Annotated in this window: 12 protein-coding genes; 8 read left to right on the forward strand and 4 right to left on the reverse strand. The window is 65.1% G+C overall.

What is annotated here, in order from left to right:
* Window positions 1-686, forward strand: a 686-nt coding sequence (locus tag H290_RS28620; protein WP_020107494.1) for a DUF222 domain-containing protein, incomplete at its 5' end; no start/stop codon positions are given.
* Window positions 687-695: 9 nt separating this feature from the next.
* On the opposite strand, the gene H290_RS0114300 is transcribed toward H290_RS28620, so the two are convergent.
* Complete coding sequence (locus H290_RS0114300) at window positions 696-1106, reverse strand: PPOX class F420-dependent oxidoreductase (RefSeq protein ID WP_020107495.1); 411 nt, start codon at window positions 1104-1106, stop codon at window positions 696-698.
* Window positions 1107-1166: 60 nt separating this feature from the next.
* Here H290_RS0114300 and H290_RS0114305 point away from each other — a divergent pair, with 60 nt between their 5' ends.
* From H290_RS0114305 to H290_RS0114320, 4 genes are read left to right on the forward strand one after another with little or no spacing between them, the layout of a single operon-like run.
* Complete coding sequence (locus H290_RS0114305; RefSeq protein WP_231373702.1) at window positions 1167-1925, forward strand: SDR family NAD(P)-dependent oxidoreductase; 759 nt, start codon at window positions 1167-1169, stop codon at window positions 1923-1925.
* On the forward strand, window positions 1922-3133 hold the full coding sequence (gene cbiE, locus H290_RS0114310; protein ID WP_020107497.1) for a precorrin-6y C5,15-methyltransferase (decarboxylating) subunit CbiE: 1212 nt from the start codon (window positions 1922-1924) through the stop codon (window positions 3131-3133). The genes H290_RS0114305 and cbiE overlap by 4 nt, the downstream gene beginning before the upstream one ends.
* The gene (cobM, locus tag H290_RS0114315; RefSeq protein ID WP_020107498.1) at window positions 3130-3897 is read left to right on the forward strand and encodes a precorrin-4 C(11)-methyltransferase; all 768 of its coding nucleotides are present in this window, start codon (window positions 3130-3132) and stop codon (window positions 3895-3897) included. Before cbiE ends, cobM begins: the two co-directional genes overlap by 4 nt.
* Window positions 3894-4652 (forward strand): cobalt-precorrin-6A reductase, encoded by a 759-nt coding sequence (locus H290_RS0114320; RefSeq protein ID WP_020107499.1) that lies wholly within the window; start codon window positions 3894-3896, stop codon window positions 4650-4652. Before cobM ends, H290_RS0114320 begins: the two co-directional genes overlap by 4 nt.
* Here the strand turns inward: H290_RS0114320 and H290_RS0114325 are convergent.
* The 3 genes from H290_RS0114325 to cobG are packed head-to-tail and all read right to left on the reverse strand — an operon-like array spanning window position 4637 to window position 7917.
* The gene (locus H290_RS0114325; protein WP_020107500.1) at window positions 4637-6145 is read right to left on the reverse strand and encodes a precorrin-2 C(20)-methyltransferase; all 1509 of its coding nucleotides are present in this window, start codon (window positions 6143-6145) and stop codon (window positions 4637-4639) included. The two genes, H290_RS0114320 and H290_RS0114325, sit on opposite strands and share 16 nt — an antisense overlap.
* Window positions 6142-6765: a precorrin-8X methylmutase gene (locus tag H290_RS0114330; protein ID WP_020107501.1), complete on the reverse strand. Its 624-nt coding sequence runs from the start codon at window positions 6763-6765 to the stop codon at window positions 6142-6144. The genes H290_RS0114325 and H290_RS0114330 overlap by 4 nt, the downstream gene beginning before the upstream one ends.
* 24 nt (window positions 6766-6789) lie before the next feature.
* A complete protein-coding gene (gene cobG, locus H290_RS0114335) occupies window positions 6790-7917 on the reverse strand; it encodes a precorrin-3B synthase (RefSeq protein ID WP_028463188.1) in 1128 nt (375 codons plus the stop codon).
* 208 nt (window positions 7918-8125) lie between these two features.
* Here cobG and cobN point away from each other — a divergent pair, with 208 nt between their 5' ends.
* From cobN to H290_RS0114350, 3 genes are all read left to right on the forward strand, one after another.
* Window positions 8126-11725 carry a cobaltochelatase subunit CobN gene (gene cobN, locus H290_RS0114340; RefSeq protein ID WP_020107503.1) on the forward strand — a complete coding sequence of 1200 codons (3600 nt, stop codon included), beginning with the start codon at window positions 8126-8128 and terminating at the stop codon, window positions 11723-11725.
* A gap of 120 nt (window positions 11726-11845) precedes the next feature.
* Window positions 11846-12367, forward strand: coding sequence for an FxsA family protein (locus H290_RS0114345; protein ID WP_028463189.1), 522 nt, complete (start codon window positions 11846-11848; stop codon window positions 12365-12367).
* Between the two features lie 66 nt (window positions 12368-12433).
* Window positions 12434-14041 (forward strand): amidohydrolase, encoded by a 1608-nt coding sequence (locus H290_RS0114350; protein WP_020107505.1) that lies wholly within the window; start codon window positions 12434-12436, stop codon window positions 14039-14041.
* Window positions 14042-14049 lie beyond the last annotated feature (8 nt).

A 14049-nucleotide genomic window follows, 5' to 3' on the forward strand; every position in this document is an offset into this window, starting at 1 on the left:
AAAACATTCTGGACTGCAACCTGCTCGGCAGGTCGCATCGGGGGTTGCCGGCCCAGCTGATCATCACGATGACCAAAGCCCAGTTGCAGGAGTGTGCGGGGATCGCCAAGACGGCCTCGGGGGTCGATATCCCGGTCGGGGAGGCGTTGGAGTTGGCAGCCCGGTCGGACAAATATTTGGCGGTGTTCGCCGACCACTGTGCGGAAGTGTTGTATTTCGCCCGGACCAAACGCACCGCGCAGAAAGGGCAGCGGTTGGCGTTGATTGCCCGCGATCGCGGGTGTTCGCATCCGGGATGCCCTAATCCGGCGACCTGGACCGAGAGCCATCACGTCACTGCGTGGGCGAAGGGCGGGTTGACCGATATCGATGCGTTGACGCCGGCGTGTCCGCCGCATCACCGGCTCATTGGTGACGGTCCGGATCGGTGGCAGACGGTGATGATCACTGACGGCCCTGATGCGGGTCGGGTGGGGTGGATACCGCCGGTGGGGGTTGATCCGGAACGGGTACCGCGGGTCAATCGGGCTCATCATGTGAATGAGACGGTGGAAGCGGCGTGGCAGAAGGTTGTGGTCGACCGGCAGGAGGCGCTGGCTCAAACGCTGTTTGAGCTCACTCTCAGGGAATCCGATACGTCACCCGATCCCGATCCCGAAACTGAGACCTCTGACCACGACGAATGATTGGGGCGATCAGCCGGCGGTTCCCAGCAAGGACTGTGAACCCAACACGCGTTCGACATTGATCTGGATGACGACCCGGCGTGGGTTTATCTTGGGTTGCTTGTAGCGGGCTGCATAACGTCGAACGCCTTCCGCCACAGCCTCTGGGTCGCGATGGACGGATGCCTTACCTTCGAGCGTCAACCATTGTGGGCCGTTGACCTGGAAGACCGCTGCGTACCCGGAATGTTCAACGTTCTTCACCTTCTGGCTGCCTTCGAAGGTGATCACCCGTGCGATCTTTGCGTCTGCGTCGTAGGTGAATCCAACGGCGACGACGTGAGGCAAACCGGATGCCCGGACGGTCGTCAGGCTTCCGAGGTGGCGTTCGGTAAGGAAGTCTGTCGCTGCGGCGCTGAGGTCGTCGGCTGTTTTGGGCACATCCCGACCTTAGCCAACGCGACCTTCAATCCCCACCGAGCCGTTTGAGATACTGACCCGGTGAGTAAAGGGCGAGTAGTTGTGCTGTTCGGTGGCCGCAGTGAGATAGGCCTTGAGGTCGCAGCTCGGATCGCTGCCGGGGCAACCGTGATCTTGGCGGCTCGACGGTCGTCCGAGCTCGGTGATCAGCGCGAACGACTCGAGGCCGAGAATGCGGCCGCAGTTCATTCGGTCGAGTTCGACGCCAATGACACGTCAGCACACGAGGCCCTGATCCAGCAGATCATCGCTGAACACGGACCCATCGACGATGCGATCGTCGCGTTCGGCATCCTCGGCGATCAGGCGAAGGCCGAGGTCGACAGCACCCACGCACTGCAGATCGCCCACACCGACTACCTGGCCCAGATCAGCGTGCTGACACCCCTGGCAACGGCCATGCGGGCCGCCAAGCGCGGAAAAATCATCGTCTTCTCGTCGGTGGCCGGTGTTCGGGTCCGACGCGCCAATTACGTCTATGGCTCCACCAAGGCCGGCCTCGACGGTTTCGCGAGCGGACTGTCAGATGCGTTGCACGGCAGTGGGGTACACCTGCTGCTCGTCCGCTCGGGGTTTGTCATCGGGAACATGACGAAGGACATGATGGCTTCGGGTACCAAGCCGGCGCCGATGTCGAGCACCGCACCGGAGGTTGCCGATGCGGTGGTGAAAGCGCTGCATCGAGGTAGGCGGGTGGTCTGGGTTCCCGGAAGACTACGTCCGGTCTTCTTCGTGATGAGACTGCTGCCGCAGGCGATCTGGCGACGGATGCCGCGATGACCACTCCGACGTTTGTTGTGGTCGGTATCGGCGCCGACGGTTGGGACGGACTGTCCGGAACCTCGCAACGTGAACTGCGTTCTGCCACCGACATCTACGGCTCCGCCCGCCAGCTGTCTCTGTTGGCTCCACTCGATGCGACGCTTCATCGGTGGGACAGCCCGATGTCGGAGCACCTGCAGCGAGTTCTGGCCGACGCACACACGCAGACCCTCCACATCCTCGCTTCGGGTGATCCGATGTTCCACGGTGTCGGTGCATCGATCGTCAAGCAGGTGGGCGCTGCGCATGTCCGAATCTTGCCCGCCGTCTCGAGCGTCAGCCTCGCTTCCGCTCGCCTCGGTTGGGACCTGGCCACCAGCCGTATCCGGAGTGTCGTCGATCGCCCGCTGGATTCGATCCTCTCCGGAGTGTCCGACAGCATTCGACTGCTGATCCTCAGCCGCGACAACACCACACCGGCAGCTGTCGCCGAACTGCTCACGGCCCATGGCTTCGGATGGTCGCAGCTGACCGTCCTCGAACAGCTCGGCTCCGACAAGGAACGTCTCGTCAGCGGCATCGCGCGGACATGGGCCGAACCGGCCGGAGACCAGCTGAACATCGTTGCCGTCGACTGCCTCGGTCCGCCCGTCAGCAGCCAGGCCGGACTTCCAGACACCGAATTCAGCAACGACGGACAACTGACCAAACAAGCGGTGCGCGCACTGACCGTCACCGCGTTGCGGCCCGCCGCTCGCCAAATGCTGTGGGATGTCGGTGCGGGCGCCGGCAGCATCTCGATCGAATGGCTGCGCACCGATCGCAGCTGCACCGCAATTGCATTCGAATCCAACGACATCCGCCGGGCGCGTATTCAACACAACGCCACCGAACTCGGGGTCAGCGCGGGGCTGACGGTCCTGGGCACTGCTCCAGAGCAGTTGTCTCATGCCCCCGATCCCGATGCGATCTTCATCGGGGGAGGGCTCACGGTCCCGGGCATCGTCGACGAATGCTGGGACGCCCTCCTCGACGGCGGACGGATCGTTGCCAACGCAGTCACCATCGAGTCCGAGGCCGTATTGGTGAAATGGCATGCCGCAGTGGGCGGCACCCTTCGCCGCTTCCAGATCGACCACGCCGAACCGCTGGGATCGATGACAACGTGGCGACCCACATTGCCTGTGACCCAATGGATCGCTGATAAACCGAGGACCAACGAATGACCGTGTACTTCATCGGGGCCGGCCCCGGCGCTGCCGATCTGATCACTCTTCGGGGCGCGAAGCTGCTGTCGGAGTGCAACACCTGCCTCTACGCAGGCTCGCTCGTACCCGCGGAAATGCTCGAGCACTGCCCACCCGGGGCGACATTGATCAACACCGCCAAGATGCCGCTTCCGCAGATCATCGACCACATCGTCACCGCGACCCGCGCCGGACACGACGTGGCGCGCCTACACTCCGGCGACCCTGGACTGTATTCAGCAGTGGCAGAACAGGTCAGGTTGCTGCAAACGCAAGGGATCTCCTACGAGATCGTCCCCGGCGTTCCCGCGTTCGCCGCGGCCGCCGCCGCTCTGGGCCAGGAGCTCACGGTGCCGGGTATCGGCCAGTCACTGTTGATCACCCGGGTGTCGACACTGTCCACCGACATGCCCAGCGGTGAACAACTCGAGGATCTCGCTCGTACCGGCGTCACGATGGCAATCCACCTGGCAGCTCACCGTGCCCAGCAGATAGTCGATGCACTGACACCGCACTACGGCAGCGATTGTCCGACGGCGGTCGTCGCATTTGCCAGCCGCGACAACCAGCAGATCGTCCGATGCACATTGGACGATCTCCCGAACCAGCTGACACTGAACGATATTCAGCGGACAGCCGTCATCTTCGTCGGCCGGGTCCTGGCCGCGTCAGAGTTCCCGGACAGCTACCTTTATTCCTCTGCCCGGATGACCAAACTGCGCACCGACCCTCACACGTCATGAGTGCCGACACGGTCCTCATCCTCGGTGGTACCGCCGAAGCACGCGCGCTGGCAAAGGATCTCGTCTCCGATGGCCGACGGGTGATCACCTCATTGGCCGGCCGCGTGAAAGATCCGGCGCTACCTGTCGGTGACGTCCGGATCGGTGGGTTCGGCGGAATCGACGGCCTGGCAACGTGGTTGCGGGACAACAGCTGTACGGCGGTTGTAGACGCGACGCACCCGTTTGCCCGCCAGATCTCGGCCAACGCCACTGCCGCGACCGACGAACTCGACGTACCGATGCTGACTCTTCGCCGCCCCCAATGGCAGCCGCAGCCGGGGGACCACTGGCTCGACGTACCCGACATCGCCGCTGCTGCCAAGAGCGTCGCGGACATGGCCGCCGACAACGACACTCTCCGGGTCTTCCTCACCACCGGCCGACAGGACGTCGACGTGTTCGCCGACATCACCGACGCCTGGTTTCTGATTCGTCTGGTGGATCCGCCCGAGCGTGCGGTTCCGCGCCACCATCAGATCATCCGCAGTCGCGGCCCCTACACGGTCGACGGTGAACTCGACCTGATGCGTGAGCACAAGATCGACGTGGTGGTGACCAAGAACAGCGGCGGACCACTGGTTCAGTCCAAACTCGAGGCAGCGCGACAACTCTCGTTGCCGGTGGTCATGGTTCGGCGACCGGCCCCAGCTCATGGTGAGGCCGTCGACACGGCCTCGGCCGCCGCGACCTGGGTCCGTCAGTTGCTCTCGTAGCGCCGATTCGTGAACGCCACCGGGCCACCGACACGGTCGACGACGGTCGTTGTTGACGACCCGATGATCAGCAATGTCCGCATGTCGACCACGGACGGATCGAATTCACCGACGGTGGTGATCACCACCGACTGCTCGGGTCCACCGACGTCGCGCCCGAGGATGATCGGTGTGGACGGGGCCTTGAACTCGAGGACGATGTCCTTGAGCTCGGCGACCTGCCAGTTCCTGCTGGCCGATCCCGGGTTGTAGATCGCCAGCACCAGGTCGGCGTCCAGCGCCGCACGGACGCGCTGTGTGATCACGTCCCAGCCCTTGAGGCGGTCCGACAAAGAGATCACCGCGTAGTCGTGTCCCAGCGGTGCGCCGGCCACACTGGCGACAGCATTCGCCGCGGTCACGCCGGGTACCACTCGCACCGGCACGTCCCGCCACTGTGGGTCGGCAGATTCCTCGACAACTGCTGCGGCCATGGCGAACACACCGGGATCACCCGACGACACCACGGCAACGCGGGCACCCTTCTTCGCCAGATCCAGTGCCATACAGGCCCGTTCCGATTCGACACGATTGTCGCTGGCATGCATCCGCTGACCGGGGCGGGGAGTGACTCGATCCAGGTACGTCTTGTAGCCCACGACATCGGTTGCCCGCGCGAGTTCCGCACGGACCTCGGGTGTGGTCCACCGCGCGGCCCCGGGACCCAGACCCACCACAACGACCTCGCCGGCCGCGCCGGCACCCGGTGTCACCTGTTGCGGATTGTTCAGCTCGCCGGGGATGACGACCATCGAGAAGTACGGCACTGTCGTCGCATCGACATCCACCACTCGGAGAACCTTCTGCGCGCCCGTCGAGGCCCTCTCGACGTACCATGCACGGTCGATGACTCCGGATTCGCGAAGTGCTGCAACAACTTCCGGAAAGGTGCGCCCCAACTTCATGATCGCGACCGCATCGCTGTCCCGCAACCGGCGAACCAGTTCATCCTTGGGTAACGTGCCGGGGAGCACGGTGAGGGTCTCTTCGGCTTCGACCAACGGCATACCGGTGGCGGCCGCACTCGCGCTCACAGACGTGACACCCGGGATGATCTCGGTGTCGAAACGTTCCGTCAACCGTTTGTGCATGTGCATGTACGAGCTGTAGAAAAGCGGGTCACCCTCTGCGAGCAAGGCCACCGAACGTCCCGCACTCAGGTGTTCGGCCAGCACTTCCGCGGCCGCGGTGTAGAAGTCGTCGAGTGCACCTCGATAGCCACCGGGGTGATCGGTGGTCTCGGTGGTGATCGGATACATCAACTTCTCTTCGATCTGACCTTCGCGCAGGTACGGCTCCGCGACCGACCGCGCGATCGAACGACCATGACGCGCACAGTGATACGCGATGACGTCAGCTTGGCCGATGACCCGCGCCGCCTTCACGGTGACCAACTCACTGTCGCCGGGTCCCAGCCCGACGCCCCACAATTTTCCAGTGGTCGTCATCGTCATTCCACCTTCGATGCTAGCGCGTTGAGGGCGGCTGCCGTGATGGCAGATCCGCCGCGTCGGCCGAGGACCGTGAGGTACTCGAGATCCGTTCGGTCAGCCAGGGCTTCACAGGATTCGGCGGCGCCGATGAATCCCACCGGCGCGCCGATCACCGCAGCCGGGCGAGGCCCTCCGGCGTCGATCAATTCCAGGAGTGCAAAGAGAGCGGTCGGTGCGTTGCCGATCGCAACCACGGCACCTTCGAGCATCGGTCGCCAAAGTTCCACCGCGGCAGCGGTTCTGGTGGTCTCCAATTCGACGGCAAGGTCGGGGGTCCGGGGATCGCCGAGAAGGCAGAGCACCTCGTTGTCCGCGGGCAACCGTTTGCGGGTCACTCCGGACGCGACCATGTTCGCATCGCAGAGGATCGGCGCGCCCGCCTCCAGAGCGGTGCGCGCTGCGGTCACGAGCCCGGCACTGGCGCGTACATCGCCGGTCAGGTCGACCTGCCCACTGGCGTGGATCATCCGGACAACCACTTGTGACAGGTCCTCGCCGAATGCTGTGAGGTCGGATTCGGCACGAATCGTCGCGAATGACTGCCGGTAGATCTCGGCGCCGTCTCGAATGTAGGTGTACATAATGCTCGTCACTTTAGATGTTGCTCAGAGGCGACGACGCGTGTACCCCGTGGGAGTTGCTTCGACCCGAATATGGTCTTCGTGGGGCGAACCGCATCCGCGTTCGCAGCCGACCCAGTGCTCGCGATCGTCGATCGCGACATCAACCGCGCCCAGGTGCCGGTCGAGATCCCCGCGAACATCGGTGTGCGACTTGTCGCATCCGGGCGATCCCGTGCAGTCGGTGATCCTCGTCCACGGCGAGTTCTCGTCGAAGATCAGACCCATCGGTGCCATCACCCGAAGTACGGTGTCGGCCATGCCTTCTGACAGGTCGACGATCAGGATCTCTTTTCGTGGGGTCAGGTAGATGTCGCGTTCGATGGCGGCCAGGAACTCTCCGACGCGCGCCGGGATCCGACCATGGGGGACCACCGAGCCGAGCGCCACCAGATTCTCGTCGTCCTGCGCCAGCCAGCCCACCCGTGGTTCCGCACCGGGCTGCGACCTCGAATATTCATCGGTGACGGGCAGTCCGGCCAGCACCCCGTCGATGGCGGCGCGACCCGCGAGGTCCGGTACGCGCCATTCGTCGTTTCGGTCGGCAAGAAATGCGTGTGCCAGGTCGATCATCACCGCTGGAGCATCGGCCGCGGTCACCTGCCGGCCCGTCGGTTTTCCGCCCACGACCACGTCAAACGACTGGTCGTCGATTGCCAGCACGCCGATGTCCGGACCCTGGGTCAGGATGTCTCCGCGCCCGTCGTCGACGCCGAAGAGGATTCTGGCCGGAAGTTTGGCCAACGCGGCGTCGGATTGCAGCCGCCGATCGAACTCGGCCAGGACCGGCCGTGCGTCGAGGAGACCTCCCCGCCGACCGGTCAAGGCCGAAAGCTGCAGGTTGCGCACCCTTTCGTGGCTGGGCGAGGGGATCAATCCGGCATCGAGGATGAGTTCACCGGCACCATCGATATCGGTGATCCCACGCACCTGAACGTTGCCGCGTGACGTCAGTTCGAAGTGGCCGTCCCCGAACCCGTCGGACACTCCCACCAGGGCCAGCACCTGGGCCGGTGTGATCAGGCCACCCGGAAGCCGGATCCGCGCCAGGTGGCCATCGGCCGCCGGGTGCGCCGAGAACACCCCGGGGCAGCGATCAGAGGGTCGACTCATGGGATCCACGGTACTGGCCGCCGGATTGCGGATCACAGGACAGCCCGCAAATCCGGACAAGCTAGTCTGAGAAACGATCTGCAACGAGGAAGCCAGTGAGAGTCCGGCACGGTCGCGCCACTGTATCGGGGAAACCCCAAGTCAGACCCCTGTTGCTCCGCCGCTACACCCAAACCGCCGGGCGCGAATTCCTGGCAAGGAGGTCCTCGTGATCCTACTGCTGTCCACCTCTGACACCGATCTGCTGACCGCCAAGGCATCCGGCGCCGACTACCGCCTCGCGAACCCGTCACGGCTGCTTATCGACGCCGACCTGCCCGAACTGTTGGCCGGTGCGGACCTCGTCGTGGTCCGGATTCTCGGTGGTCGGCGCATGTGGGAGCAGGGTTTGGACGCGGTCCTCGCGGCCGGATTGCCGACCGTAGTGCTCTCGGGCGAACAGCTTCCGGACCCGGACCTGATGTCGATGTCGACGGTCGCGCCCGGAGTTGCCGCCGACGCCCACAACTACCTGGCCCAGGGCGGACCCGACAATCTCGCGAACCTCCACGCGTTCCTGTCCGACACCGTGCTGCTCACCGGCCACGGATTCAGCGCTCCGGCGACCACCGCGCAGTGGGGGATCCTGGACCGCGAATCGCCGGCCGACGCCACCGGACCGACGATCGCCGTTCTCTATTACCGGGCCCAGCATCTGGCCGGCAACACCGCGTACATCCACGCGCTCTGCGACGCGATCGAGGACAAGGGTGGTCGAGCTCTGCCGATCTTCTGCGCCTCGCTGCGCACCGCACCCGATGACCTTCTGGAGCAGCTCGCGGTCGCCGATGCACTGGTCGTCACGGTGCTCGCCGCCGGCGGAACGACACCCGCCACGGCATCGGCCGGAGGCGACGACGAGAACTGGAACATCGAACAACTTGCGCGCCTCGACGTTCCGATCCTGCAGGGTTTGTGCCTGACAAGCTCTCGTGCGGGCTGGGCCGCCAACGACGACGGCATGTCCCCGTTGGATGTCGCCACGCAGGTCGCGGTGCCCGAGTTCGACGGCCGGATCATCACGGTGCCGTTCTCGTTCAAGGAGATCGGCGACGACGGGCTGCCCTGGTATCGCCCCGACGCCGAACGCTGCGCCCGGGTCGCCGGAATTGCGGTGCGGCATGGTCGTCTTCGCCACATCGCGCCTTCCGACCGCCGGGTCGCCGTGATGTTGTCGGCGTACCCGACCAAACATTCACGGATCGGGAACGCGGTCGGTCTCGACACCCCGCAGAGCCTGCTCCGGCTGCTCGAGGCCATGCGAGAGGCCGGCTACGACATCGGACCGGAATCGGGCGACGGATCGGTTCCCGGTCTGGCAGACAATGATTCGGACCGATTGATCCACACCTTGATCGCGGCCGGCGGTCAGGACCCCGACTGGCTGACCGAGGAAGCTCTGGCAGCCAACCCGATCCGACTGTCGGCAGCTGACTACCGCGAGTGGTTCAACACCCTGCCCGACGATCTCCGCGAGTCGATGATCGAACACTGGGGACCGGCGCCGGGCTCGTTGTTCGTCGATCGTTCGGGCAACCCGGATGGCGATATCGTCATCGCGGCAATGCAATTCGGAAACATCGTGCTGATGGTGCAGCCACCACGCGGCTTCGGCGAGAACCCGGTCGCGATCTATCACGACCCCGATCTGCCGCCGAGTCACCACTACCTGGCCTGCTATCGCTGGCTGTCGTCGCAGCAACACTTCGCGGCCGACGCCGTGGTCCATGTCGGCAAACACGGCAACCTCGAGTGGCTTCCCGGCAAAACGCTGGGCATGTCGGCCTCGTGCGGCACCGACGCCGCCATCGGCGACCTGCCGATGATCTATCCGTTCCTCGTCAACGATCCCGGCGAAGGAACTCAGGCGAAGCGCCGAGCGCATGCCACCCTGGTCGACCATCTGATCCCGCCGATGGCTCGTGCCGAAAGTTACGGTGACATCGCACGTTTGGAACAGCTCCTCGATGAGCACGCCAACATCTCCGCTCTCGACCCGAGCAAACTTCCCGCGATCCGGCAGCAGATCTGGACCCTGCTGCAAGCCGCGAAGATGGACCACGACCTCGGCCTCGCCGAGCGTCCCGAAGAAGATGTCTTCGATGACATGCTGCTGCACGTCGACGGCTGGCTCTGCGAGATCAAAGACGTCCAGATCCGCGACGGACTGCACATTCTCGGGCAGCCACCGGCGGACGACGTCGAGGTCGACCTCGTGCTGGCGATGCTCCGCGCCAGGCAACTATGGGGCGGCACTCAGAGTCTGCCCGGTCTCCGGGAAGCACTGGGACTGGTCGAAGACGGGACGGCCGGGCGCACGGCGACCGACAACATCGAAGCGATCGCCCGCGAGCTGGTACTGGGTTGTGCCAAGGGCGAGTGGGATCCCGCGGCCATCGCCGTCGTGGCCGAAGGTCATCCGGCGGACGTACGCCGGATCCTCGACTTCGCCGGCACGGAGATCATCCCGCGACTGCGCCAGACCGACCAGGAAGTCCCGCGGATCCTCCATGCGCTCAGCGGTGGATTCATCCCCGCCGGGCCGAGCGGATCACCCCTGCGTGGACTGATCAACGTGCTGCCGACCGGCCGCAACTTCTATTCGGTCGATCCCAAGGCCGTACCGTCGAAACTTGCCTGGGAAACCGGCCGGGCGATGGCGGATTCGCTTCTGGCGCGCTATCTCTCGGACCATGGCGAGTACCCCAAGTCGGTCGGATTGTCGGTGTGGGGGACCAGTGCGATGCGGACGTCCGGCGACGACATCGCCGAGGTTCTCGCGCTGCTCGGTGTGATGCCGATCTGGGATGAGGCGTCCCGCCGGGTGACCAAGCTCGACGTGATCAGTCTTGCCGAACTGGGCCGTCCCCGTATCGATGTCACCGTGCGGATCTCCGGATTCTTCCGCGATGCCTTCCCGCATGTGGTCGCCATCCTCGACGACGCCGTCCGCATGGTCGCCGCACTCGACGAACCGGACGAGTCCAACTTCGTTGCCGCCCATGCTCGCTCGGACATCGCCGAGCACGGGGACACCGACCGCGCCACCACCCGAATCTTCGGGTCCAAGCCCGGCACATACGGTGCCGGACTGCTCCAGCTGATCGATTCCAAAGACTGGCGCACCGACGCCGATCTGGCGGAGGTCTACACGGCGTGGGGCGGATATGCGTACGGCCGCGGACGTGATGGCATCGCCGCCGTCGACGACATGCGGTCGGCGTATCGGCGAATTGCGGTTGCCGCCAAGAACACCGACACCCGCGAGCACGACATTGCCGATTCGGACGACTATTTCCAGTATCACGGCGGTATGGTCGCCACCGTCCGTGCGCTGACCGGAAAAGATCCCGAGGCCTACATCGGTGACAGCACCAGCCCGGACAACGTTCGGACCCGGACGTTGTCGGAGGAGACCACACGCGTCTTCCGGGCCCGGGTGGTCAATCCCCGATGGATCGCCGCGATGCAGCGTCACGGTTACAAGGGTGCGTTCGAGATGGCGGCCACGGTCGACTACCTCTTCGGCTACGACGCCACCACCAACGTGATGGCCGACTGGATGTACGAGCAGCTGACCGAGTCCTATGTCCTCGACGCCGCGAACCAGGAGTTCATGAACACGTCGAACCCGTGGGCGCTGCACGGTATCGCCGAGCGGCTCCTGGAGGCGGCGCAGCGCGAGATGTGGTCGGCACCGCCACCGGAAATGCTCGATGAACTGCGTCGGGTGTTTCTCGAGACCGAAGGCGATATCGAAGGCAGCTGAATCGATGCGCCGGCCGTGTGTCGGCGCTTGGCCGGATCAGTTCGTGAGATCGGGAGAAAATCGGGCGGCCTGATCGTTGCCCCTGTGTACGCACTGCCGATGATCGGGATGGTTGATCTGATGAAGCTCGCAATATTTCTGACTTATGTGGCGATAGAAATCGCCGCCTTCGTGGGGCTGTGCTTTGCGATCGGTTTCGCGTGGACGATTCTGCTGGGGATCGCCACGATGGTCCTCGGCTTCTGGCTGCTCCGTCGCCGGGGCGCCAAGGTCCTCTCAGATCTTCGGACGGCCGGCCAGAACGCCGCGGCCGGTGTGCCGTCCGACCCGGCCGGATCGGCTGCGCCTGTCGCCGATACCGCGCTGCTCGCCGGCGCGACCATCGCCATGGTCGTCCCCGGTCTGGTCACCACCTTGATCGGTATCCTCTTGCTGCTCAAGCCCGTTCGAATGATTCTCCGTCCACTGGTGATCGCTCTCGGGACTCGCAAGGTGGTCGTCGCGATGGAGGGGTATGCGCAGTACGGCCGCGGAATGGCCGGTGTCACGGTCGTCGACGGACAGGTCGTCGACACCACCTACGGCCCGACCGCGAACGACCCGACCCAGCAGCAACTACCGAAACAACACCCCGAGTTCTGATCGGTGCACGCCGGTCGGCAACCCTGACAACAGCCCGCCAGGCTCCGGCAGGCAGACTGGACGGTCGTGGAGAGTCAACTGCTGATCGGCGGGCACATTTATTCGCCGGTAGCCCCGGATGCAACTGCCATCGCAATCGAAGACGGTGTCGTCGTCTGGGTCGGTTCCGACCCGGTCGGACGTGCGCTGCATCCGAAGGCCGAGGTCATCAACCTCGAGGGCGCGATGGTGGCGCCGGCCTTCGTCGATTCTCATGTGCATCTCACCTCGACGGGCCTCGCACTGCGCGGACTGGACCTCAGCGGCGCGGTCAGCCGTGAGGACTGCCTGGCGAGACTGCGTCGATACGCCGCCGAACACACCGACACCGACCTGATCTGGGGACTGGGCTGGGACGAGTCGACCTGGCCCGACGGCCATCCCTCGACGTCGGACATCGATGCCGTGGTGGGGCATCGGCCCGTGTATCTGGCCCGGATCGACGAACACTCCGCCGTGGCGTCGACCGCTTTGCGGGTTCGTGCGGACGGTGTGGCCGATGCATTCGGCTACGACCCCCAAGGTCCGCTCACCGCTGATGCCCATCACCGCGTGCGCGCAGCGGCGCGCGCACTGCTGAGCACCACCGGACGTAACCGCGCCCAACGGGCGGCGCTCGACGACGCGGCCGCGAACGGGATCGTCGCCGTCCACGAAAACGGTGGACCGGACATCAGCGGACTCGACGACTTCCTCGCGCTCGCAGAGATCGCCCACGATGTCGAGATCCGCCGGTACTGGGGCGCTGCGGTGTCCGAGGTCGATGAGGCGAGGGCATTGCTCGAGACCACCCGTGCCCATGCACTGGGCGGCGACCTGTTCATCGACGGCGCCATCGGTTCCCATACCGCGCTGCTACGCGAGCCCTACGACGACGCACACACCTGTGGCGTCGGCTATCTCGACGCACAGACGGTTACCGCGCATCTGCGGGCGTGCACCGCAGCCGCGATCCAGTCGGGCTTCCATGTCATCGGGGACGGCGCGATGGACCTGCTGGTGCAGGCCTTCGCCGATGTCGCCGCCGAGGTCGGGGGCCCCGCACTCGCGCGGTTGGGCCACCGCATCGAACATGCCGAAATGATCACCGCGGACCAGGCCACCACGTTGGCCGCCTGCGGAGTGATCGCCAGTATGCAACCGATGTTCGACGCATTGTGGGGTGGCCCCGGCCAGCTTTACGAACAGCGTCTGGGCCCCGACCGTGGGCGCTCGCTCAACAACTTTGCTCAGCTGGCGAAAGCCGGCGTCGGGCTGTCCTTCAGCTCCGACGCACCCGTCACCTCGATGCAACCGTGGGCAGCCATTGCCGCCGCCGCCAACCACAACAACCCCACCAGTGCGATCTCTGTGCGCGCTGCATTCGCCGCGTCGACCCGCGGTGCCTGGCGCGCCGGGGGACACCGAGACGGTGTCGCCGGGACGCTGGTTCCGGGTGCGCCCGCCGACTATGCGGTGTGGGAGGTCGAGGAGCTCGTCGTCGCAGGTTCGGCCGACCCCAAGGTCGCCCGGTGGTCCACCGATCCACGATCGCGCGTACCGGCGTTGCCGGACCTGAACCCCGGCCGCAAACTCCCGGATTGCGTGCGCACGGTCCGGGCGGGACGGACGATCTACGATCGAGCCGCCCGGTGACCTCTGAC

Origin of the sequence: Nocardia sp. 348MFTsu5.1 (genome assembly GCF_000383535.1) — a bacterium.
GTDB lineage: Bacteria > Actinomycetota > Actinomycetes > Mycobacteriales > Mycobacteriaceae > Williamsia > Williamsia faeni.